Raw genomic sequence first — 21918 nt, forward strand, 5'->3', positions numbered from 1 at the left:
ATGCCATGATGTAGTAATCGTGAAATCCCTTAAATCCTTAAATCGTGTTCAAAATATCTCAGAAAGGGCTGATGAACGATTTAAAATCGGATAAAAGTACATCCTTATGTGAAAGTAAAGCCTCTCCCGGTGCTAAGCCCCAGTCAATGTTTAAAGTTGGGTCGTTCCAAATTACGCCAAGCTCCGAAGCTTTGTCGTAGTAATTATTTACTTTATATGCAAAAGTAGTATTGTCTTCTAAAACAGAAAAACCGTGTAAAAAGCCTGCAGGGACCCAGAACTGTAGTTGATTATCACCGCTTAGCTCTATTGAAAAATGCTTGCCGTAGGTAGGCGATGCTTTGCGAATATCAACGGCAACATCCAAAACCCTGCCGGTTATAACGCGCACCAGCTTCCCCTGTGCAAATGGATCAGCCTGCCCATGCAGCGCCCTTACCGTACCTTTACGCGAAAAGGATTGATTATCCTGGATAAAATCAACTGCGATACCTGCCTCTTTATATTTAGCCTGGTTATAGCTTTCGAAAAAATAACCCCTGTCGTCACTAAATACGCTGGGGTCAATTATCAGCAATCCTTCAATATCAGTTTTTGTAACTTTCATTTTTAGTCAACGGTTTTCATAAGAGTATTGAATATCACAAATTGATTTTCAAATTCCTGGTTGTGAATCTCCTGCAACCGATGCAGGTGTTTATTATAAAAATGATTAAAATCTTCAATTGTTTCAGCACTATACTGAATGCAATAAGTAACGCCTTCGTTAGGCGAATCAATAACATTAAGCACCTGGTATGATTTAAAATGCCCGGTTTCCATTACAGCTGGAATATACACCTGCTGCATCCAGGTAAGCCATTTTTCGTGGATAGCTTCGTCCACAATTACGGTATCGTTAAATATGATCATCGGAACAAAGGTAAGGTTTTGGGTTGAATTGTTGATTGAGTTGATTAGGTTAGATTAAGTATTAGTATAAAAATTTACGATGATTCGTTTACCAATGACACAATGACTAATGATTAATTAAGAAGCTGTTTCATTTTTATCCCCTCTTAACAACCTGAAACGCCTGCGGGCCTCGTTTATATACAGGCTACCTGCATAGTCTGTGATTATTTTTTGATAATAAACCCTGGCTTTTTCTTTATCGCCCAGCTGGTTTTCATAAATATCGCCCAGCATAAAAACGGCATCGTCTGCCCAAAGGTCAAAGCTGTGCTCTTCGGCAATCTTTTTTAGGAGCGGCACTGCATCAGTATAATTTTTTTGCTGAATGAACAGGCGCGCTTTAGCCATTAAAATATCATCGGTAAGTGAGTTACCCGGGTACTTTACATCAATACTATCAAGTGTAATTAAAGCTTTATCGGGCTGTTCGGCAAATATCAGCAGATCTGCCCGTGCATAAATTTTCAGTGCCGCCCCACTGGAATCAGCTGTAATATTATCAGATATCAGCAACGAAAGGTTTAAAGCATCATTAGCTATCAGTTGTGATGTTGCTGCTTTCAGCACATCAAGCTGCCCTTTTGCCCAGGTAAAATCGCCCGTATACCAGGCCAGCTTGGCATTGCGATATTTGGCATCCTGGCCGATGGTTGAATTGGGGAAATCTTTTTCAACCTGGCTGTACAGCAACGTTGCATCCCAGGGCTGGTTGTTTAACAGCATAACATCGCCCAGGTCGAGCTTACAGTCTGCCAACAAAGCTGGCTTAATACCGGGGATATTAATAGTTTCTTCCAGCAACTTTTGGGCATCGCCCAACATGTGTAATTTGTAGGCTTGCAGGTTAGCAAGTTTCTGCATGGCAAAAGCAGTGTTGGCATTTTTGCCAAACTCAGTTAACAGATCATTATAATCTTTCTCGAGGCTCAGCAGATCTTCTTTAACATACTTACCTGATGTTACCCTCAAATTTTTAGTATTTATCAGCTCAATTTTTGATGGGATGTATAATTGCTGTTCTTTCCCCTTAGCAACCAGGTACTCATACCCGCGGATGGCAGCATCATAAGCTTCGTTAGCGGTAAGTGTGCGACATAGTTCAAAAATATTGCTCCCGTCGTCATTTTGCCGCCGGCTTAGGGCAAGTGCCTGGTTCAATGCCTGGTCAAATTGCTTTTGCTGGAGAAATTGCCACGTAAGCAATTCGGGATATAAGGTTTGCTGCGGATCTTTCTGGATGCGTTTCAGCAAGGCTGCTTTAAGTATGTCATAGTCGGCCTGGCCCTCAAACAAACCCGACAATGTATTTTCGGCCTGGGTTATAAAAGGCGGGTTTGTGGGCAGAAAGTTCAGGTATTCTTCAACCAATGCCACCTTATCTCTTTTATACCGGTAAAGGTTTATCAGCTCATATGAAAATAACTGGTCACTCTGCAACAGCTTACGCCCCTGCAAAAAGATCCTGATAGCATAATCAACATTAGCATTCTGATAAAACAACGAGGCAAGCATAGCTATCTGCCCCTGGTCGGGCGGCAGGTTTTTAATCAGGTCATCATATATTATATTGGCCTTGTCAATGGCCCCCTGCTGCGTATAAGCTGCGCCTAACATTATATTGTATTGATGATCTTCGGGATGCTTCCGCATCATTTTTTTTGTGATGCTTATAGCGTCATCAAACTTTTTTACCCCAAGCAGGCTATTTACATAAACAGTAAAAAATGCTTCGTTATTTTGTTTATATAGTTTCTGGTATATATCAAGTGCCTTTTGCGGGTCGCCATTGGCAGCATATTGTTTTGCCAATAACAAATCATTGTCTTGTGCAAACAGCTTAGAACAAACTATTGATAATATTAATAAACACAGAAATAACCGCTTCATTAATCCAAAATTAAGTTTTTAATTTGATGATTTTGCAATTTGAAGACGAAAGGCGATGTGCAGATGTGCGAATTTCGGATGTGCGGATAATTAAAAATTATATATCTGTAGATCTCTTCATCAAACATTGTTTTTCATCCGCACATTTGCAGATCTGCACATCCGCACATTAACCAGTAAAATTGTAGTGACAGTTTGAATTGCTAAAGTTAATTGTATAATTTAACCTGATTAAATACCACGAAGTACAAACCAATGTTAAAGCATTTTAGAATACTACTGTTAATTTATGCAATAACTGTTTTGTGTGCCTGTAAGCAAAAAGCGGCACCGATACCCGTAATTGACTTTTTCAGAACCCCCGAAAAAGTTTCGTACAGGATATCGCCGGATGGTAAATACATATCCTATTTAAAACCCTATAAGGATAAACAAAACCTCTTTATCCAGTCTCTTGAAGATGGTAAAGAAAGGATGGCAACCTCATTCACTGATTATTCAATCAGGGGTGATTACTTTTGGACCTATAACAACGAGATAGTTTTTTTTCAGGATATCATCACCGTTGATGAAATAAGGATGTTTGCCCTGGATGTTTCCACTTTAAAAACGCAGGTTATTATTTCGCCAAAAAAAGTACGCATTGCCATGATTGGCCGTGATAAGCATGAGCCAGATGTTGTAACGATCAGGATGAATAAGCGTGATTCGGCAAATTTTGATATCTACAAATTAAATATTAAAACTAAAGAGCTAAACCCTTACCTGGTAAATCCGGGTAATATAACACAATGGTTCCCAGATGCTGACGGCAAGATCCGCCTGGTAAGAGCGTCTGACGGGGTTGACGAAACCATACTTTACCGGCCTAATGATAAAGCACCTTTTAAACCAATTATAGCTAATAACTTTAAAACATCCGTTAAACCCATAGCCTTTACAGGTGTGGGGAATTATTTTTTGGCGTTATCAAATGTAAATCGTGATAAATCAGCACTGGTTGAAATTAATGCGGAGGATGGTAAAGAACACAAAGTGATATTTGCTTCAAATAATGCAGATATCCAGGATTATCAATATTCAAAAAACAAACACAAAATTGAGCTCGTAACGTGGGATGCGGCAAAGCCTCAAAAGCACTTTTTAGATCCTGAAATAAAACTTATCTACGATAAATTATCAACAGAGCTCAAAGGAAATGAAATTAATATTGCTGACAGGGATAGCGCTGAAAATAAGTTCATAATTATTACCTATACCGACCGTAACCCTGGCTCATACTACCTATATGAAAAAAACATAGGCAAGCTAACAAAGTTAGGTGATATAAACCCCGACCTTAAGCCGGATGAGTTATGCACCATGCAACCTATATCCTATAAAGCGAGCGACGGAATGACTATAAATGGTTATCTTACTTTACCATTGGGGTCTGCTACCACAAATTTACCATTGGTTGTAATGCCGCACGATGGGCCTTTTGGTCATAACGGTTGGGGATATAACCCGGAAGTGCAGTTTTTAGCCAACCGCGGATATGCCGTTTTCCTGGTTAATTACCGTGGATCAACCGGTTTTGGAAAAGCCTTTTATAGTGCCGGTTTTAAAGAAGTAGGAGGTAAAATACAGCAGGATATTACTGACGGTGTAAACTGGCTTATTCAAAACAAAACGGCAAACCCTAAAAAGATAGCGATTTTTGGTGGTGGCTTTGGCGGCTTCTCAGCCCTGTATGGGGTGTCGTTTCATCCGGATATGTACAATTGCGCAATAGTGCAGCATGGCCTCATTAACTTTTTCACTTATATTAAAGACGCCCCTCCTTTTCTTAAACCCCTGGTGCAAATGACGTATGAAAGGGTTGGTAACCCCGAAACAGATGCAAACCAGCTAAGGGCCATATCACCGGTATTCAACATAAGTAAAATCAGGGTACCTTTACTCATCTTTCAGGGCGCCAGAGACGACCGCGCAAACATCAGCGAGCTAAACCAGTTTGTACGCGAGCTGCAAAAACAAAATGGAAACGATAAGGTAAAATATTTTTTAAAGCCGAGAGAACGTACTTTTTTCAGAAGTCAGACAAACAGGATGGAGATGTATGCCGAAATAGAAAAATTTCTGGATGAAAATATGCGGGTGAAACCTTAACCCTGTTTTTATGAAAAAACAGGATAATACTTACCGGAAAAATTTTTCACTGACCATCATTTTCCTGGTCCTTATTTCTGTAACTTTTATAATTGCTCTTTTTGTATCCTATAACCTTAATGTTAATTACGTTGAGAATGAGTTTGCATCAAAAAAAATTGATGTGCAGGAACAAACTATGAAGCCTTATAATAACCTTTTTCAAAACAAAATACCCGAAATCACCTCGTACCAGGGCTTCCTGGATTCAGCTTCTGCTGCAAAGTATGCTGATTCAGTGTTTCATAACTATAATTTTGTCAGGCGCATCGTTTTTTATGATGTGCAAATAGGCAATCAAAAAAACAGTACTGTTATTAAAAACAAATTGGGTATTTCAATAAATGCAATCTATCAATACTGGCCTAAAGACGGTAAAGTACTTGGGTTAAGGATATGGAATACTGCAGATGAGCCCGACTTTGATCAGATGGCTTCAAAGCTGAGCAATTATATAACTTTATCTGATACCGCGCACGGATCATCACAGGATGAAATATTCAGATCGTTTTACGATGTTAAGCCCGGCAAGATCAGCTACTCAAATATTTTGCGCCGCGAGGATGTGAAAATATTACGCGCATTGCAGAAACATCCAAACTCGTCGTCATTCGCCAAACAAAATATGATGACGTTTTTTCTTACCCCCGATTTGCTAAAAGTTAAAAACACGCATAAGGAGCTATACCGGGATGTTACCATACAGCCGGTTGTATATGACCCCCCTGATAATCAGGCAGGCAACCTGATAACCGAGGCGCCTTTGCCTGGTGCTTTTTCTGATTATAAATTATACTTTAAGTCGGGCCCTGATTATCTTACTACCGAAATTAACCGCAGGTTTATGCCAATAGCTGCTTTGGTGCTGTTAATTTATTGCTTTTTGGTACTTATAGGCTGGCTTATTTATCGCAACTTGAGCATTAACATAAAGCTGTTTAAATTACAATACGATTTTATAAATAACTTTACTCATGAGTTTAAAACGCCGGTAAGCGTTATAAAAATTGCGGGCTCAAACCTTAGCGGTGATAGTGAGCTGAGCGAAAGGCAGCGTAAGCAATATGGCAGAATTTTAAATGAAGAAGCCGATAAGCTTAATGAGCTGATGAATAAACTTTTGTCATTTACACAGCTGGAAAATAAATCTATCAATATAAAAAGGGAAGAAATTGATATTGAGAACTTTGTTAAAGGCTATATGGAGACATTCAGGTTAAAATATCCTGATTTTAAAATTAGCTATAACGTTCATGGTGTTGATCCCTTATACACTGATCCGGTATTTTTGGGGAGTATTTTCCAAAACCTGATAGAAAATGCCTATAAGTATTCGCACCCTCAAAAAAAGGAGCTTTATATAAATGTGAGCCATTCAAAGCGGAATATTATATTTTCTTTCAGGGATAGAGGGATTGGGATCCAAAAGGATGAGCTGACCAATGTATTTAAGAAATTTTACAGGGTAGAGAACCAGTATAATCAGAACGGAAGTGCGGGCCTGGGTTTGGCTTTTTGTAAAGAACTGGTTAATTTTATGGGTGGAGAAATAATTGTTAACAGCAAGGTAAACGAAGGTTCGGAGTTTATAGTTACCTTACCTTATGAAAATTAGATTATGAATAAAGAAATAAAAATTGCGCTGGTTGAAGATGATGAAAACCTGCGTTTCCTGGTGGCAGAGCGCTTACAATCTGAAGGGTACAAAGTATTGGAAGCCGCCAACGGCGACGATGCCGAAAAAGTAATTTTACAGGAACAACCCGATATTGTTTTGCTCGACTGGATGTTACCCGGTAAGCAAGGATCCGATGTTTGTACAAACATCAGAAAAAAAGGATTTGATAACCTGGTAATTATGATGACCGCTAAAGGACAGGATGTTGACAAAATACAGGCTTACAATTTTGGGGTATCTGATTATATCATTAAGCCATTTAACATGGATGTTTTGGTGGCGATGATTGATAATAAGATCAAATTTTCATTAAACAGTGAGAAAACAGAATCGTACAAGTTTGCCAATATGGAGCATTTGCCAAATACCCATTTACTGATAAGGGATGGCCGTAAAATAGAGCTTACCATATTGGAGAACCGCATCCTGCTGTATTTCTTAAAAAACAAAAACAAGGTAATTAACCGCGAAGAGCTAATGATGGAGGTTTGGGGATACAATGCCGATGTAAATACACGGACCCTTGATATGCACATAGTAAGGCTCCGCAAAAAGATAGAATCAAACCCTGATTCGCCGCAGTATTTACAAACAGTTAGAGGGATTGGGTATAAATTTGTTTATAACGGGTAGGTAACTTATTTTGAGGAGAAAGACTTACGAAGTTTTAAAAACTTCGTAAGTCTGATTATCCCGCTATTTATACACTTTCGATATTATAAAATCACCAAAAAAAGTCCTCTCTTCAATAGTTTTATAACCATGCACCCCAAATTGCCTATCCACATCAGGCAATTTTGATGCCTCTATATTGCAAAGGATCTTAAAAAATAAAAACATCGATCTTAACAAAACATTCTGCCACCATTTGCCTGTTAACTGAAAATCAGCATTGAGCCATAACCCGCCAGGCTTGAGTAAATTGTGAAGGTGGTTAAATACTTTTTCGGTAGTTTGTTCAGTAAAATTATCAAACAAAAAAGGGGTTATTACTACATCAAATTTTGTATCCGGGGTTACATTTTCAACTGCATCATTAATAAAAGTAACTTTATTGCTGCCTGTATTTCTTTTTTTTGATAAAGCCATCATATCAGCAGCAACCTCCACATAGGTTATTTGCAAGCCGGATGGATGGATCTTTGTTAATTCCTCCAATATCCAGCCCGTCCCCCCTCCTGCTATCAAAACTACTGCATTAGCCGGAACATATTGCAGCAGGTAAACCTGGGCATTAATCAAAGCACGCCCATAAACCATGCGCGAAAGCCTGTCATAAAACCATGCTGAATTATTATAGTTAGCGGGCATTTGTTCTATTTACGAGCTAATCAGGCAACTATCTAACTTAATCAACCATTCACCTAATCAACTTAATCAACCAATTCTTATCTTTAAACAACCTTTACTCAGCAAATATGAAAGTATTATTTATAAGGATCAGTTTTTTAGCCATTTTACTGTTAAGTGTTAATAATTTATCAGCCCAGCAAACAAAACCTGATGATAAATATAACCGGCAGGAAGTAATGATAACCATGCGCGATGGCGTTAAGCTGCACACCGTTGTCTTTTTGCCAAAGGGGCAAACGGAAAAGTTGCCGTTTTTAATTTTACGCACACCCTATGGTGTTAACGGTTATCCGAGTCCTGAAAAAGATGGTTACATTAAGGATATGGCTGACGAGGGTTACATTTTTGTTTTCCAGGACATAAGAGGCAGGTACCTATCGGAAGGTAAATATGCCATGATGCGATTTAGCCGTGATAAAACCAAGCCTAAAGCTATTGATGAAAGCAGCGATACTTATGATACTATCGACTGGCTTTTGAAGAATATACCCGACAATAACGGCAGAGCTGGCATGTACGGCATCTCGTATGATGGGTGGACAACAATTATTGCAGCCAGCGACCCGCATCCTGCCTTAAAGGCTGTTTCGGAACAAGCAACGCCATCAGACATGTTTATGAATGATGATTTACACCATAACGGGGCATTTCGTTTAAGCTATGCTTTTGAATATGCTTTTATGGAGGAGATCTCAAAAACAGACTCGCTTTACCAGTTTGGCAATTATGATACTTACGATTGGTATTTAAAATTGGGGCCTTTATCAAACATGAACAAAAAATATGTTCATGGTAAATTGCCAAGCTGGAACGACTTTACCACTCATCCAAATTATGACGCTTACTGGAAAGAGGAAGCACTGCCGTCAAGACTTGACTATCCGCGCCTGGCTATCCAGCACGTGAGCGGCTGGTGGGACCAGGAAGATATGGTAGGGCCGCAGGATGCTTATAAGGCTTTGGAGAAAAGAGATACCAGCCACCGGAATTTTATTGTGCTTGGACCCTGGCGGCATGGCGGTTGGGCCGGCGGCGAGGGCCGGAGCCTGGGAAATATAAAATTTGACGAACCAACTGCTACTTATTTTAGGAAAGAGATCCAGGCTAAATGGTTTGCCTGGTATTTAAAGGATAAAGGCGATGGCAAATTTGCAGAAGCTATATCCTTCCAAACAGGTTCAAACAAATGGAAAAATTATTCAGCCTGGCCGCCTAAGGAGTCGACGGCGAAAAACATTTATTTCCACAGTAATGGCAAGCTCTCATTCGATAAGCCATCGGGTACAGAAGCAAAGCCGTTTGACAGTTATGTATCAGATCCATCAAAACCGGTTCCTTATCGTGCCCGGCCTATTGAAGAAACTTATGGCCCAGGTTCGCGCTGGTACACCTGGCTTACTGATGATCAGCGTTTTGTTGATGGCCGCCCTGATGTTCTAAGTTGGCAGACTGATACGCTTACACAGGACGTTACCATAACAGGCAACGTGGCGGCAAAACTTTATGCAGCAACATCCGGCAGCGACGCCGACTGGGTGGTAAAACTGATAGATGTATATCCTGAAAATTATAAAAAAGAACTTAAAATGTCAGGGTATCAGTTAATGATAGCAGATGATGTGTTTAGGGGGAGATTCAGGAACAGTTTTTCAAAACCGGAGGCTATTACTCTCAATAAAGTTGAATTATATACTATTGACCTGCATGGAGCAGACCATGTGTTTAAGAAGGGACATAAAATAATGGTTCAGGTACAAAGCACCTGGTTCCCGATAATTGACCGGAACCCGCAAAAGTATGTACCCAACATTTTTGAGGCAAAAGAAAGTGATTATCAAACAGCAACTCAAAAGGTGTTTCACTCTTTACAATTTGCCAGCAGTATTGAATTGCCTGTTGTGGAGTAAGTTGGCAATTTTAGATTTGACAACTTTTAAAAGTTGTCAAATCTCTTCTATAAGAAACCCCAAACCCAGCTAAACAGCAGCACCAACAGGTATTGCAGTATCAGCACGCCATCCATATAAAAAAAGTAGTAATACTCGTTCTTTTCCCATTTAGATTTGAAGATGAGCCAGCCTGTTAATACAACAGAAACCGTTAACGCCAAAAAATCGTGATCGATGCCGTGGTTTTTAAAAAGGAGCAATAAAACAACATAGCCGCCTAATAACACCTGGCAAAACAGGTAAGCATTTTTTTCGCCCAATACGGTTGGCACTGTTTTCAGGCCCGATTTACGGTCGTCAAATAGATCACGGATATCAAACGGGATAGTGAGCGCGGCTATAAACAAAAACCGTTTGGCAATAAGTATGGTAGTATCGCGCAGGGAGATACTTGTTAAATGAAAATGCTGTGCCTCCAATACCGGCAACAGCACAATGCTCATTGTCCAAACCAGCGCTATCATAAACTGTTTTAGCCATGGGATGTGCCTCAGTCCAAATTTGTGATCACCGATAGTGAATAAAGGAATGCTGTAAAAAAAAGAAATGATCCCCAAAAAGATAAGCAGGAGCCTCGATTCCATCGACAGCAATATAAACAGCGGGGCCAATGAAAGCAACGATACAATGGTAAAGGTAACCATTAGCCTGTAGTGGGAGAAGAACCAGCGCACACGCAAATACGGCGATTTAAGCGGATCACCGGTTTTGGTAGCTAATATACTGAAGTTGTAAATACCCAGTGTTGAGGTAAACAACAGACCGATTACCGGGAACACTATTTTTGCCCCAATTAAATAAAAGGTAAGCAGCCCCTGTGCAACTGCACATAGCGACATGAAAATATTACTGAAGAGCAGAAAATCAAAAACAGAATAAAATGTTTTCTTCATTTTCAATAGTTAGTGGCCGGGCTAAGTAGTGCTGTGTCTTTTTAAAGTAGGATCTGTTCCGGTTTTTAATTCAAATATCGTAATCTCTGGCAATATTCCAACACGTCCTCTAAAACCTAAGAAGCCATAACCTACATTTACATACAATTGCTGTGGCCCCTGGTGGTAATGCCCAGCCCATTCGTTATAAATATACTCGATAGGGCTCCATTGAAAATGCTCTGTTCTTATGCCCATTTGCATTCCGTGCGTATGGCCCGAAAACATGGCATCAATTTGCGGGTACTGCGGCAATATCTGTGCCCGCCAATGTGAGGGATCGTGCGAGAGCAATAATTTTACAGGCAGGTCATCTGTATTTTTTACAGCAAGGTCCATACGGCCATATTTGGGAAAGCGGCTCAGCTCGCCCCAGTTTTCAATACCCAGAATCCCTATTTCTTCACCGTCAACTTTTAAGCGGCGGTTCTCATTCATCAGCAGGTCCCAGCCCATTGTTTTGTGGGTGGCTATTAGCTCGTCTAAATTTTTACGTTTGGCTCCTGCACTTGACCACCAGGCATAGTCGCCATAATCATGGTTGCCCAGGGATGAGTAAACGCCAAGCGGGGCCTTTACCTTGCTAAAAATATCCATGTAATCCTTCACCTCATCAGTAATGGCATTTACAAGGTCGCCGGTAAAAAATACAAAGTCGGCTTTTTCGCGAATCAGCATTTCAACCCCGCCAAGTACTGCTTTTTTATTGAAAAAACTACCTGAATGGATATCCGAGATCTGCCCCAGCTTTATACCGTCAAACGCTTTTGGCAAATTTGGAAGATAAAGCTTGCGTCGGATTATATGGTAATCATATAAGCCGCTTTTCATGTTAAGCTTTACAGCGGCCAGCGGAATGGCGCCTGCCAATAAGCCTGCTTTCATTAAAAATTCAGAGCGGGGGATAGCCGGCAAGGGTGCACGCGATAAAGATGGATCTGACAGGGGTGCTGGCGATAAGGGCGTATGCGATACGCCTCTATGGGATACGCGATTTTTTATAACCAGGATCAGCCGCCGGATATCATCAATCAATAAAAATGGGATGAAAGAGATCTTGAATAAAAAGATCACAAAAAACAGCATAACAAATGCCAGCCTTACTACCAGGCCCATCTTTACAAAAACAACAAATATTAAGCCTGTTATCAGTAAAACGGATACGATCCAATACCAGATCACAAAAGATCTTTTTTGCAGGAACAGCCATTTTTTTGAAACACCTTTTAACCCGCTTAAAACATACAGATCAATCAGTAAAAGTGCCGCTACAAAGAAAATGATGTGCAGGGTTTGTCCCTTCATTATACAGGATAAAATTTACAGGATTAATAACGATCGTCATCTATGTCCAGATCGTCCTCATCGGGCTGCAAATTAAACAAACTATTAAACATATCAGAGAAAGCGAAGCCATTATCTAAAAACCCTTTGTTCAATTGAGAGAATTCCGATAAACCATGCAAAACAAATTCCATCAATAGCAGGTCCTGGTTCTCCGTCAAGCGCGGGTGGAACTTTTTAACCAAAGCCTTTAAGCCGGTAACTGAATTTAAGTTCTTTTTATATTCCTGCTGTGGCAACTCATCAACTAACGACAGGTTATTGCCATCGCTAAACCAGTTGATAATTTCGGCATAAGGATTTGGCGCTTTTGCTTTTTTTGATTTTTCGGGATCAGGGAAAAATTGCAGCATCAAAGTTTTGATGGCTTTGCCGATTAATATATTGGCCACTTTACCAGGGCCTTCCAATTCCCCTTCATATACCAGCTCTATCTTACCGGTGATAGCAGGGATAACGCCCAGGAAATCAGAAATACGAACAAAGGTACTTGCTTCATGGTTGATGAGCATTCGCCTTTCTGCGTTACTAACCAGGTTCTCGAATGCTGATATAGTTAAACGCGCTGAAACGCCCGATTTTTTGTCGATATATTCTGAGTTACGGGCCTCAAAGGCTATTTGCTCAACCAAATCCTTTACAAGGCCGTCTGCTTCAACGGTAGCACGTTGCTCATCCGTAAGGGATGCTTCCTGCTGGGTTATTTTGCGGGAGATCTCCACTGAACGTGGGTAGTGCGTTAAGATCTGGCTTTCAATACGATCTTTTAATGGTGTTACGATAGAGCCCCGATTGGTATAATCCTCGGGATTTGCGGTAAACACAAACTGGATATCGAGCGGTAAACGCAGTTTAAACCCACGGATCTGGATATCCCTTTCCTGCAGGATATTAAACAACGATACCTGGATGCGCGCTTGCAAATCGGGAAGCTCATTGATAACAAAGATCCCCCTGTGTGCACGCGGGATCAACCCAAAATGAATAACCCGCTCATCCGAGTAGGTCAATTTCATTGTGGCGGCTTTAATAGGGTCAACATCGCCAATTAAATCAGCTACTGTAACATCAGGTGTAGCCAGCTTTTCAGTGTAGCGCTCAGAGCGGTGCACCCAGGCAATTGGCGTATCATCGCCCTTAGCCAATACTTCATGATGCCCGAACCATGAGATCGGCGCTAAAGGATCGTCATATAACTCAGATCCTTCAATATAGGGCATCCACTCATCCAGTAAATTTACCAGTAAACGGGCTATGCGGGTTTTTGCTTGTCCGCGCAATCCCAACAGCAAAATATTGTGACGTGAGAGTATGGCAGTTTGCAGGTCGGGAATTACCGTATCTTCAAAACCAACAATCCCTTCAAAACCGCCTTCGCCTTTTTGCAACTGTTTTATCAGGTTTTCGCGTAATTCATCCTTAACCGACCGGCTTTTATAATCCGTTTTTTTTAACTGGCCCAGGGTTGTTATATCTTTTTTATTGTTAGTCATTGGTCATTGTGTCGTTAGTCATTGGTACCTGTTCGATGGTAAAATCGTGTATAAGGCCAGTGGATTGTTTTATTTGTATTACTTAATTCGCACATCTGCATATTTGCACATCCGCACATCATCTAACAGTCTTACGCCTGTTCCTGATATAGTCTTCAAAAATATATTCGCCCAGGCCGTTTAGCGAGCTGTAAAACGCTTTGCCACCGTTTGTTTCGGTAAACTTACGTACAAACTGCTGCAGGTAGGGGTCTTTAGCTATCATGAATGTGGTTATAGGAATTTTAAGCCGTTTGCATTGTGCCGCCATGTTCAGGGTTTTATTTACCACCTTCCTGTCGAGCCCGATGCTGTTCTTATAGTATTTTGTGCCTTCTTTTAAGCAGGTTGGCTTGCCATCGGTAATCATAAAGATCTGCTTGTTGTGGGTTTTACGCCTGCGCAGCAAATCAGTAGCCAGCTCCAACCCGGCATAGGTATTGGTATGATAGGGGCCTACCTGTAAATAAGGCAGATCCTTTAAGGTTATCGGCCATGCATCATTACCAAAAACCACAATATCCAAAGTATCCTTAGGGTATTTGGTGCGGATCAGCTCTGCAAGGGCCATAGCAACCTTTTTTGCCGGGGTGATCCTGTCCTCGCCATAAAGGATCATGGAGTGCGAGATATCAATCATCAGCACGGTAGAAGTAAGGGTTTTATAGTCCATTTCCTCCACTTCCAGGTCGCGCTCGGTCATCATAAAATCGCCGATCCCGTGGTTAACCTGTGCATTGTGGATAGACTGGGTCATATTGATCTGGTCCAGGCTATCGCCAAACTCGAACTCCCGGCGCTCCGCATTCTTCTCATCACCCTGGCCCGATTGCGGCGAACGGTGATTTCCCTTGCCTGATTTTTTGAGCTTACCAAAGATCTCCTCCAGCGCTGATTCGCGGATACTTTGTTCCGTTTTTGCGGTGATCTTAAACTCGCCATTTTGCTCTTCCTCGGTCAGGTAGCCTTTTTGTTTCAGGTCATCAATAAAATTACCCATACCATATTCATCATTGGTAAGGTTATATTGCTTATCCAGCTCATTCATCCAGGCCAAAGCTTCGCCTGCATCGCCTGCCGTATAGTTAAGCAATTCCAAAAATAACTTTAGTAATTCCTCAAATCCGCCTTTTTGGATCTGACTGGGTTTAAACTTCGAAAATTCAAATCCGCGCATAGGGTACCCTTTCTGATATAAAATAACGGATTATTTTTCTTAAAAGTTTTAGAAAGGTGGTTTTAGACAGAATTGTTATGAAAGAATGACAAATGCCCCCTAACCCCCTAAAGAGGGAATACAAACTTATACAGTCGCGCAGCTTCTGCCGAATGCCTGTGTTAGACGACGATGGGCCGTGGTTTTTAAAATCTTTTAGCTAAACTTTCGTCATAAACGGGGTTAGCCCCTCTATGCCCTGCAACAAAAGAGCCCACATAACAGGCTTTCTCAATCAGCTGCTGCATGGGTTCATTTTTTAACAGGCCCGAAACAAATGCCGCAAGGAAAGCATCACCCGCACCAACAGTATCCACTACTGATACCGGGCAACCTGGGTGTTCGTAAAATTCATAGTCATGCCATGCCATTGCGCCATGTTCGCCGCGGGTAACACAGATGGTTTTTGGGTGATATTTTTTCTGAAACTCTATAATATTTTCTTTTATATGGTTGTTGCTGCCACCAATTAATAGAGCTGCTTCGTCTTCGTTCATCTTTATTACATTAGCACCTGCAACCAGCGTTTCAATAGTTGATAAAGTGTAATGAGGCGCACGCAGGTTTACATCAAATACTTTTAAAGCTGTGGTTTCCTGCAATAAATTCAGCAGGGTGTCTTTGGTTTTTGCTTCACGACAGGCCAGGCTGCCGTAAACAATGGCAGATGCCTGTTCAGCGGCCTTGGTAAGTGCAGACTCGGTTTGGATATTATCCCACGATACCGGTTCGGGGATGATATAAGTAGCTATTCCGTCTTTATCCAATTGCACCGTGACCTCGCAGGTCGGCAGCTTTTCATCAACCTGGATCAGATCGCTGTATAGGCCATTTGCTTTTAAAAACTCCACAAGGCCATCTCCCGATGCATCCTTACCAACCCTGCTGGCAAATAAAACATTCATGCGTTGCTGTACCAAATGGCGCGCAACATTCATAGGGGCGCCACCGGCAATTTTTTCATCGCCAAAGGCATCCCATAATATTTCGCCGAAGCAGAGTATGTTGTTCATAGAGGTGAAAGCTGAAAGGCCAAAGCTAAAAGGTTTTTTGGTTAAATTTGTTTTATGAGAAAAATTGCGCTTTCTTGATAAATGCCGCCTAATACAACAGCAGATTGTAACGAATACACAAAAACCACGTCTTATCTTTAAATGGTCGAGATCTTTCATAATATCCGTAAAGTACACCAGTTCATAAAACCTTGTGATGAGCTGGCGGATCATATTGAATTTTTCTCTGAGTCAGCACCACCTGTTCCTGAAAATCATTTTGGCGATAAAATAGTTCCGCAATTTAAAAGCGTAAAAATGTTCCCCAGCTATACGCCTACCTTTTGGTTTAACCTGGGTACCCCCTATTACTTAAACGTAGCCAATAAACAATATCTAATAAAGGGAGAAGATGACATTTTGGTGCTAAGAGATACCAGTGTTGAGAAATTCAAACAACCAACCGATCATATCTTTACCGTTAAATTTTTGCCCGGCGGTCTCGAAGCTGTTTTGGGCATTAGCCAGGTTAGCCTCATAGGGAAGGTAATTAATCTGAATACCATCTTGCCACCTGCGTTGATCCAAAAAATTAAGCAGCCTATGCATTTAGAAGAAAGGGCAGCCATGATGAAGAATTTTCTTTTGACCCGTTTTAAAAATAAAGGCAAAGATCATTACTTACAATTTGTACATGATTGCATTGAAAACTATGATTCGGCAGATATGCAGCTAAATACATCTGAAATGGCCGAGAAAATGTTTGTAACCTCAAAAACCATTAACCGTTATTTTAACAAGGTGGTTGGCACATCGCCCAAAAACTATTTCACCATATTGCGTACCCGCACCGCTTTAACAGCCTATGTAAATCAAAAGTGTGTTTTTACGCCTTATGATTTTGGGTACTATGATATGAGCCATTTTTATAAAGATGTGGTTAAGTTTACCGGGCAAAAGCTTACTGCTAACAGCATAAAGTAAAAGCAGGCTGATCAGGCCTCCGCTAATTCTTTCAAAATATTCTCAGCGCCCTGGATCGTCTTTTTATACCTTTTAAAAACCCATGTGGTAAACCAACGAAAGAATGGAAATGCAACAACATACCACATCCATAGCCTGGTTACTTTAAACAGATCCACCCCATCAATAAGCTTACACATAACAGGCAATATGGTGAGCATAAGCACGGCCCCCAAATAAAAGGTTAGTTTTTGAACAAACACAAATTGTATTTTACCTTTTGAATAATCTGATAATGCCTGTTTTAAATTATTATTTGAAATGTTAATTGAGCTTAACTTATTAACCGCCCTAAGAGATAGCAGGGCCAACAGCAATGAAATTACGGCAGAAGCCACGCCGCAAACTTGTAGATACCAGATACCAAGTTGTTGAAAGTTTATAAATATAAATAAAGCCGTTGCCACACAAACCAACGAACCTATAATTTCCGGAACTATTATCTTACCGATTTTGCTTCTGTAATTTACTTGTGTCATTTTTATAATTAGTGAATCTGTTAATTTTTTTTGTTTTTCAATCTCTGCGGACATTTCGCCCCAAATGGTTTTCATTTCTTCCAATTCCATGGTTTTATTTCTTTAATTAATCTGGGTTATCAGCTTTTGTTTAATTCTCCCCAGCCGGGTACCTACATTGGTAGTGCTAAACCCGGTTATGCCTGCTATTTCATCGTATGATTTTCCTTCAAGGTACAACAGGATAATGCCTTTTTCTATGGTATCCAATTTCTTTATCTGGCTATACAAAATTTCAACTTGCTCTTCTTTTAGCGTATCATTTAGGTCTGGTTTATTCAGGAGCAATTCATCTATCGGGATATAACTTCCTTTCCTTTTCTCTTTATTTAAATGAGCTATAGCTGTATTTAAAGCAATGCGGTACATCCAGGTACTGATCTTTGATTCACTCCTAAAAGAACCGAAAGATTTCCAAAGCTGGTAAACGATCTCCTGGTAAAGATCCTGCTCATCTTCCCTGCTATTGGTATATACCTTGGTAACCTTATAAATAAGTCCGGCGTTTTCTTTTATAACTTTTATAAATTTTTCTTTACTATTCATTGAAAAACCGGACTACTCTTAATTAGTATGGAAAGTGGCTGAAAAATCACAGCAAAAACAAATTATTTTACAAATGAAGATAAAGCTTTATTCAATTTATAATTGGGGATTCTTCGCTATAATGGCATTCGGTAAAGGATTTATAACAATTTAGCGTATTGAAAGCTGTGTTTTAGAAATCAGCGTCTTAAAAATTTGCAAATTAACTTATAAGTGAATATCTTTACATTGGAAATATGGGATGATGAAGCAAATAAATGTACATTTTATACTGTACGGAAGGAAGATGCGGAGGAGAATGAAACTGACAAGTTCTTTAAAAAGTATGATGCAAATCCTGAATCAAAGAGAGCAGCCCAGGAATTACTAAGTTTCGTTCTGGATAGTATAGGTGAAGATCATGGAGCAATCGATGCTTTATTTAACAGATTTGAAAATGAAGTTATTGGATTACCCAATAAAGGCAAGGTTAATGTAAGTGGCGTAGTTTTCCTTTATCCAAATTTTCCGTTAAGATTATATGCCCTAAGAATAGGTGATCGCAACGATTTGGTCATTTTGTTTAATGGCGGGTTAAAATCTGCGCAAACAAACCAAGGCAGTAAGGATCTTAATATAAAATGGATAGAGGCTTGCCAATATGCAAAACGTATTGAAGAAGCTTTACGGGATGGGGAAATAATTATTAATTATGAAAAAAGAAAAATTCTTTCGGATAATGGCAACGAAGAGATTTTCTTATAAAACTACTTAGTATGAGAAGTAAGGTTGCTGAAAAAATACAAAAGGAAACCCCCGAAGAAGTTAGAATTTTCGTACGTCAATATACGGATATCGTTTTACGAATAAACCAAATTTTGAAAGCAAAAGGTTATACGCAAAAAGATCTGGCCGAAAAAATGAAGAAAAAACCTTCAGAAATTAATAAGTGGCTAAAAGGCAGTCATAATTTAACACTCAAAACCCTGGCTAAATTGGAAGCAGAATTAGGTGAGCCCATTATATATACTTCTAGGGAACAGGTTGTTTAAGATTGTCCGTTTTTTACTAAAAATCCTTCTTTGAATGCTTTTACTTTGATGAAAAAATAAACGATCATCATGACAAAGCAGATCCTACTTATATTCTTCTTCATAATTTCTTTCCGGCTGGCCTCATTTGCTCAGCAAAAGGAAAGCTATACCCCAAAAATTGAACCTTGCGATTGTATATTTAAGGCCGACAGCAGCTTGAAAACCCGCTGTGCTTATTTAGTTGTACCCGAAAACAGGAATAAACCAAATGGCAAAACTGTAAAGCTGCCTTTTATATATGTTGAAAGCAACAATCCCAACAAGCAAAAAGACCCTGTGCTATATACTGCAGGCGGACCTGGTGCAAGCTCGTTGCGTGGTGTGAGTTTTATTCATTATCGCCGGTTTATTAAAAACAGGGATTATATTGCTTTTGAGCAACGTGGCACAACCTACGCAAAGCCTTGCCTTTCGTGCGATGGGATCAGCGAAGCGGTAAAAAACGCCTATCGCAAAAACCTGCCTTTAGACAGTACCCTCGTAGCGGAGGCCAAAAACTGCCGTAAAAAGCTGATTGCAGATGGGAATGATCTTTCAGCCTATAATACCATTGAAAATGCGGCAGATATAGAAGACCTACGCCGCGCTTTAAAAATAGACTCCATAAATTTGATAGGCATCTCCTACAGCGGCGGGCTTATGCTTACCGTTCTACGCAACTATCCGCAGCATATCCGATCTGTGATCCTTGATTCGGCGCTTCCGGGTTTTGTGAATTATGAAGAGGATGCCTTATTCAGCATTAACCAATCTTTTAATAAGGTGTTTGGCAATTGTGAGCGAGATTCAAGCACTAATCCATTATACAATAACATAAAGCAGCGGTTTCAACAGTATTTCACATCTATAGGTGATAAAGTGTTTACTTTAAAATACCTGGAAAAAGGTGCAGCCGACAGCATCAGCATAAAATACAGGCGCAGTGACATCATTGACTTTTTGATGGATAAGCTTACCAGCAATGCCGAGCTGAAAAATGTGCCCTACATGGTTACCCAATTTATTGCCGGCAATCAAAATATATATATGACTGCTTATTTCGATAACATCTTTAATACCGGCAAAAGCAATACACTGGGCATGCGTTATTCCATGTATTGCTCTGAACAGATCAACTTTGCAGACCAGTATCTGATTGATAAGCAAAATGAGATCTTCCCCTACCTTGCTGGTTACCGCTTTAATAATGTTGACCACCCGTTATGTAATTGCTGGAATGTAAAGAGTGTTACCGGCATTGCCAAAACTCCTGTATATTCAAATATTCCGGCTTTGCTCTCAACCGGGGATACCGATCCGTATTGTCCGGCATTTTATAATGATGTTATTCATCATTTTATGCCCAACAGTCAGCGGGTGTTGTTTACTGATAAAACCCATGGGCCTGCATTGAATTCAAGGGAAGGCGATGTTTTGATAGCGCAGTTTCTTGATCATCCTTATCAGCCAGTACAGGTTGACGGGAAGAAAATAACTACGTGGTAAGTGGCGATAATTAGTGAGTCGGTGAATTAGTGATTTAAAGGTTTTTTTATGAAAGTATTTATAACCCTTATATTTTCTATCATTTGTGTATCTGCATTCTCCCAAAAAAGAGATAACCGGATAGTAATAGGCACTATTGATACAGTTTATTCAAAGATCCTGAATGAAAAGCGGACGCTGATGATCCATGTGCCGCAGGGTAATAAAGACGAGCGCTACCCGGTTTTGTATTTGCTTGATGGGGAGGATCATTTTTACTCGGCCGTTGGTATTGTAAAGCAAATGGCAGGTGTAATCCCGGATATGATAATTGTAGGGATCGCCAATACTGTCCGCGACAGGGATCTTACACCAACTCACGTAAAAACAAACAACGGACAGGATAATTTATCAGGCGGCGGTGAAAACTTTACCCGATTTATTGCAGATGAATTATTCCCGTATGTTGATGCACATTATCCAACGGCGCCATACCGGGTTTTAAGCGGGCACTCATTAGGCGGCTTAACAGTTGTAAATATTTTACTTAACCATACCAAAATGTTTAATGCCTATATAGCCATTGAACCAAGCCTATGGTGGGATAGTAAAAAGTTATTGAAACAGGCACAGCAACAATTAGCATCAATTGATCTCTCTAAAAAATCGTTGTTCGTAGCCATTGCCAACAACATGCCGCCTGGTGTTGATACCATTAGCGTAATGAAGGATACGCTTAACAGCAATACGCAGGTAACCCGCTCGGTATTACCATTTGTTAAAGCTTTAAAAGATGCCAAACCCAAAAGCCTGCGATGGGGCTACAAGTTTTATCCTAATGAGCGCCACGGCACCGTTGAGCTTAACGCCGAGTACGATGCATTGCGTTACCTGTTTAACTATTACCCCTTCAGGAGCAGTCAATTTGACGAGCACCCTAAATTGAATGTAGATTCCGTACTTGCCGCTCATTTTAAAATGCTTTCGGATAATTTTGGTTATACTGAACTCCCGCCGGAATCATTGGTAAACAGCCTGGCTTACCATTGCTGGGAGCTTAATAAACCCAAAGAAGCCTTTTCGCTTTTTAAAAGAAACGTCGATAATCACCCGCAAAGCGCTAATGCATTTGACAGTCTTGGTGATTTTTATGCCGGAACCGGGGATAAACAAAAAGCAATTGAAGCTTACGGCAGGTCATTGAGCTTGCAGGAAACTGTGGATACGAGAAGGAAGCTGGAAGAATTAAAGGCGAAGAAGTGAAGTG

At 40.3% G+C, this 21918-nt stretch carries 20 protein-coding genes; 9 read left to right on the forward strand and 11 right to left on the reverse strand.

The window, feature by feature from the left end:
• Positions 1-58 precede the first annotated feature (58 nt).
• From rfbC to BUE31_RS21485, 3 genes are all read right to left on the reverse strand, one after another.
• On the reverse strand, positions 59-607 hold the full coding sequence (gene rfbC, locus BUE31_RS21475; RefSeq protein ID WP_073405897.1) for a dTDP-4-dehydrorhamnose 3,5-epimerase: 549 nt from the start codon (positions 605-607) through the stop codon (positions 59-61).
• Positions 608-609: 2 nt separating this feature from the next.
• Complete coding sequence (locus tag BUE31_RS21480) at positions 610-912, reverse strand: DUF4286 family protein (protein ID WP_073405898.1); 303 nt, start codon at positions 910-912, stop codon at positions 610-612.
• Between the two features lie 117 nt (positions 913-1029).
• A complete protein-coding gene (locus BUE31_RS21485; RefSeq protein WP_073405899.1) occupies positions 1030-2841 on the reverse strand; it encodes a tetratricopeptide repeat protein in 1812 nt (603 codons plus the stop codon).
• A gap of 255 nt (positions 2842-3096) precedes the next feature.
• Between BUE31_RS21485 and BUE31_RS21490 the strand changes: the two genes are divergently transcribed.
• From BUE31_RS21490 to BUE31_RS21500, 3 genes are read left to right on the forward strand one after another with little or no spacing between them, the layout of a single operon-like run.
• Positions 3097-4992: an alpha/beta hydrolase family protein gene (locus BUE31_RS21490; protein WP_073405900.1), complete on the forward strand. Its 1896-nt coding sequence runs from the start codon at positions 3097-3099 to the stop codon at positions 4990-4992.
• A 10-nt stretch (positions 4993-5002) separates the two neighbouring features.
• Positions 5003-6646 (forward strand): sensor histidine kinase, encoded by a 1644-nt coding sequence (locus BUE31_RS21495; protein ID WP_073405901.1) that lies wholly within the window; start codon positions 5003-5005, stop codon positions 6644-6646.
• Between the two features lie 3 nt (positions 6647-6649).
• Entirely contained in the window at positions 6650-7342 is a 693-nt protein-coding gene (locus BUE31_RS21500) for a response regulator transcription factor (RefSeq protein ID WP_073405902.1), read from the forward strand.
• Positions 7343-7405: 63 nt separating this feature from the next.
• Here BUE31_RS21500 and BUE31_RS21505 read toward each other — a convergent pair whose 3' ends face one another.
• Positions 7406-8020, reverse strand: coding sequence for a class I SAM-dependent methyltransferase (locus tag BUE31_RS21505; protein ID WP_073405903.1), 615 nt, complete (start codon positions 8018-8020; stop codon positions 7406-7408).
• 107 nt (positions 8021-8127) lie between these two features.
• Between BUE31_RS21505 and BUE31_RS21510 the strand changes: the two genes are divergently transcribed.
• On the forward strand, positions 8128-9969 hold the full coding sequence (locus BUE31_RS21510; protein WP_073405904.1) for a CocE/NonD family hydrolase: 1842 nt from the start codon (positions 8128-8130) through the stop codon (positions 9967-9969).
• A 47-nt stretch (positions 9970-10016) separates the two neighbouring features.
• Here the strand turns inward: BUE31_RS21510 and BUE31_RS21515 are convergent, their stop codons facing one another.
• The 5 genes from BUE31_RS21515 to BUE31_RS21535 all read right to left on the reverse strand — a co-directional run bounded on the left by BUE31_RS21515 (position 10017) and on the right by BUE31_RS21535 (position 16048).
• The gene (locus BUE31_RS21515; protein WP_073405905.1) at positions 10017-10904 is read right to left on the reverse strand and encodes a UbiA family prenyltransferase; all 888 of its coding nucleotides are present in this window, start codon (positions 10902-10904) and stop codon (positions 10017-10019) included.
• A gap of 21 nt (positions 10905-10925) precedes the next feature.
• On the reverse strand, positions 10926-12248 hold the full coding sequence (locus BUE31_RS21520; RefSeq protein ID WP_073405906.1) for a metallophosphoesterase: 1323 nt from the start codon (positions 12246-12248) through the stop codon (positions 10926-10928).
• 23 nt (positions 12249-12271) lie between these two features.
• A complete protein-coding gene (locus tag BUE31_RS21525; RefSeq protein ID WP_073405907.1) occupies positions 12272-13780 on the reverse strand; it encodes a sigma 54-interacting transcriptional regulator in 1509 nt (502 codons plus the stop codon).
• A gap of 118 nt (positions 13781-13898) precedes the next feature.
• Positions 13899-14996 (reverse strand): vWA domain-containing protein, encoded by a 1098-nt coding sequence (locus tag BUE31_RS21530; protein WP_073405908.1) that lies wholly within the window; start codon positions 14994-14996, stop codon positions 13899-13901.
• A gap of 185 nt (positions 14997-15181) precedes the next feature.
• On the reverse strand, positions 15182-16048 hold the full coding sequence (locus BUE31_RS21535; protein WP_073405909.1) for a carbohydrate kinase family protein: 867 nt from the start codon (positions 16046-16048) through the stop codon (positions 15182-15184).
• A 141-nt stretch (positions 16049-16189) separates the two neighbouring features.
• On the opposite strand from BUE31_RS21535, the gene BUE31_RS21540 reads away from it, so the two are divergent.
• Positions 16190-17011, forward strand: coding sequence for a helix-turn-helix domain-containing protein (locus BUE31_RS21540; protein WP_073405910.1), 822 nt, complete (start codon positions 16190-16192; stop codon positions 17009-17011).
• 11 nt (positions 17012-17022) lie between these two features.
• On the opposite strand, the gene BUE31_RS21545 is transcribed toward BUE31_RS21540, so the two are convergent.
• Both BUE31_RS21545 and BUE31_RS21550 read right to left on the reverse strand, forming a co-directional pair.
• Positions 17023-17619, reverse strand: a complete 597-nt coding sequence (locus tag BUE31_RS21545; RefSeq protein WP_073405911.1) for a hypothetical protein — start codon at positions 17617-17619, stop codon at positions 17023-17025.
• 12 nt (positions 17620-17631) lie between these two features.
• Positions 17632-18114 carry an RNA polymerase sigma factor gene (locus BUE31_RS21550; protein ID WP_073405912.1) on the reverse strand — a complete coding sequence of 161 codons (483 nt, stop codon included), beginning with the start codon at positions 18112-18114 and terminating at the stop codon, positions 17632-17634.
• Positions 18115-18327: 213 nt separating this feature from the next.
• Between BUE31_RS21550 and BUE31_RS21555 the strand changes: the two genes are divergently transcribed.
• The 4 genes from BUE31_RS21555 (at position 18328) to BUE31_RS21570 (ending at position 21914) form a co-directional block, all read left to right on the forward strand.
• The gene (locus tag BUE31_RS21555) at positions 18328-18858 is read left to right on the forward strand and encodes a hypothetical protein (protein WP_073405913.1); all 531 of its coding nucleotides are present in this window, start codon (positions 18328-18330) and stop codon (positions 18856-18858) included.
• An 11-nt stretch (positions 18859-18869) separates the two neighbouring features.
• Positions 18870-19145, forward strand: coding sequence for a helix-turn-helix domain-containing protein (locus tag BUE31_RS21560; protein WP_073405914.1), 276 nt, complete (start codon positions 18870-18872; stop codon positions 19143-19145).
• A 69-nt stretch (positions 19146-19214) separates the two neighbouring features.
• Complete coding sequence (locus BUE31_RS21565) at positions 19215-20672, forward strand: alpha/beta fold hydrolase (RefSeq protein ID WP_073405915.1); 1458 nt, start codon at positions 19215-19217, stop codon at positions 20670-20672.
• A gap of 48 nt (positions 20673-20720) precedes the next feature.
• Positions 20721-21914: an alpha/beta hydrolase-fold protein gene (locus tag BUE31_RS21570; protein WP_073405916.1), complete on the forward strand. Its 1194-nt coding sequence runs from the start codon at positions 20721-20723 to the stop codon at positions 21912-21914.
• Positions 21915-21918 lie beyond the last annotated feature (4 nt).

Origin of the sequence: Mucilaginibacter sp. OK098 (genome assembly GCF_900142915.1) — a bacterium.
GTDB lineage: Bacteria > Bacteroidota > Bacteroidia > Sphingobacteriales > Sphingobacteriaceae > Mucilaginibacter.

What these genes read in the sequence shown, in the direction of transcription:
- rfbC (WP_073405897.1), bottom strand. Translation starts at nt 607, where the DNA reads ATGAAAGTTACAAAAACTGATATTGAAGGATTGCTGATAATTGACCCC.
- BUE31_RS21480 (WP_073405898.1), bottom strand. Translation starts at nt 912, where the DNA reads ATGATCATATTTAACGATACCGTAATTGTGGACGAAGCTATCCACGAA.
- BUE31_RS21485 (WP_073405899.1), bottom strand. Translation starts at nt 2,841, where the DNA reads ATGAAGCGGTTATTTCTGTGTTTATTAATATTATCAATAGTTTGTTCT.
- BUE31_RS21490 (WP_073405900.1), top strand. Translation starts at nt 3,097, where the DNA reads ATGTTAAAGCATTTTAGAATACTACTGTTAATTTATGCAATAACTGTT.
- BUE31_RS21495 (WP_073405901.1), top strand. Translation starts at nt 5,003, where the DNA reads ATGAAAAAACAGGATAATACTTACCGGAAAAATTTTTCACTGACCATC.
- BUE31_RS21500 (WP_073405902.1), top strand. Translation starts at nt 6,650, where the DNA reads ATGAATAAAGAAATAAAAATTGCGCTGGTTGAAGATGATGAAAACCTG.
- BUE31_RS21505 (WP_073405903.1), bottom strand. Translation starts at nt 8,020, where the DNA reads ATGCCCGCTAACTATAATAATTCAGCATGGTTTTATGACAGGCTTTCG.
- BUE31_RS21510 (WP_073405904.1), top strand. Translation starts at nt 8,128, where the DNA reads ATGAAAGTATTATTTATAAGGATCAGTTTTTTAGCCATTTTACTGTTA.
- BUE31_RS21515 (WP_073405905.1), bottom strand. Translation starts at nt 10,904, where the DNA reads ATGAAGAAAACATTTTATTCTGTTTTTGATTTTCTGCTCTTCAGTAAT.
- BUE31_RS21520 (WP_073405906.1), bottom strand. Translation starts at nt 12,248, where the DNA reads ATGAAGGGACAAACCCTGCACATCATTTTCTTTGTAGCGGCACTTTTA.
- BUE31_RS21525 (WP_073405907.1), bottom strand. Translation starts at nt 13,780, where the DNA reads ATGACTAACAATAAAAAAGATATAACAACCCTGGGCCAGTTAAAAAAA.
- BUE31_RS21530 (WP_073405908.1), bottom strand. Translation starts at nt 14,996, where the DNA reads ATGCGCGGATTTGAATTTTCGAAGTTTAAACCCAGTCAGATCCAAAAA.
- BUE31_RS21535 (WP_073405909.1), bottom strand. Translation starts at nt 16,048, where the DNA reads ATGAACAACATACTCTGCTTCGGCGAAATATTATGGGATGCCTTTGGC.
- BUE31_RS21540 (WP_073405910.1), top strand. Translation starts at nt 16,190, where the DNA reads ATGGTCGAGATCTTTCATAATATCCGTAAAGTACACCAGTTCATAAAA.
- BUE31_RS21545 (WP_073405911.1), bottom strand. Translation starts at nt 17,619, where the DNA reads ATGGAATTGGAAGAAATGAAAACCATTTGGGGCGAAATGTCCGCAGAG.
- BUE31_RS21550 (WP_073405912.1), bottom strand. Translation starts at nt 18,114, where the DNA reads ATGAATAGTAAAGAAAAATTTATAAAAGTTATAAAAGAAAACGCCGGA.
- BUE31_RS21560 (WP_073405914.1), top strand. Translation starts at nt 18,870, where the DNA reads ATGAGAAGTAAGGTTGCTGAAAAAATACAAAAGGAAACCCCCGAAGAA.
- BUE31_RS21565 (WP_073405915.1), top strand. Translation starts at nt 19,215, where the DNA reads ATGACAAAGCAGATCCTACTTATATTCTTCTTCATAATTTCTTTCCGG.
- BUE31_RS21570 (WP_073405916.1), top strand. Translation starts at nt 20,721, where the DNA reads ATGAAAGTATTTATAACCCTTATATTTTCTATCATTTGTGTATCTGCA.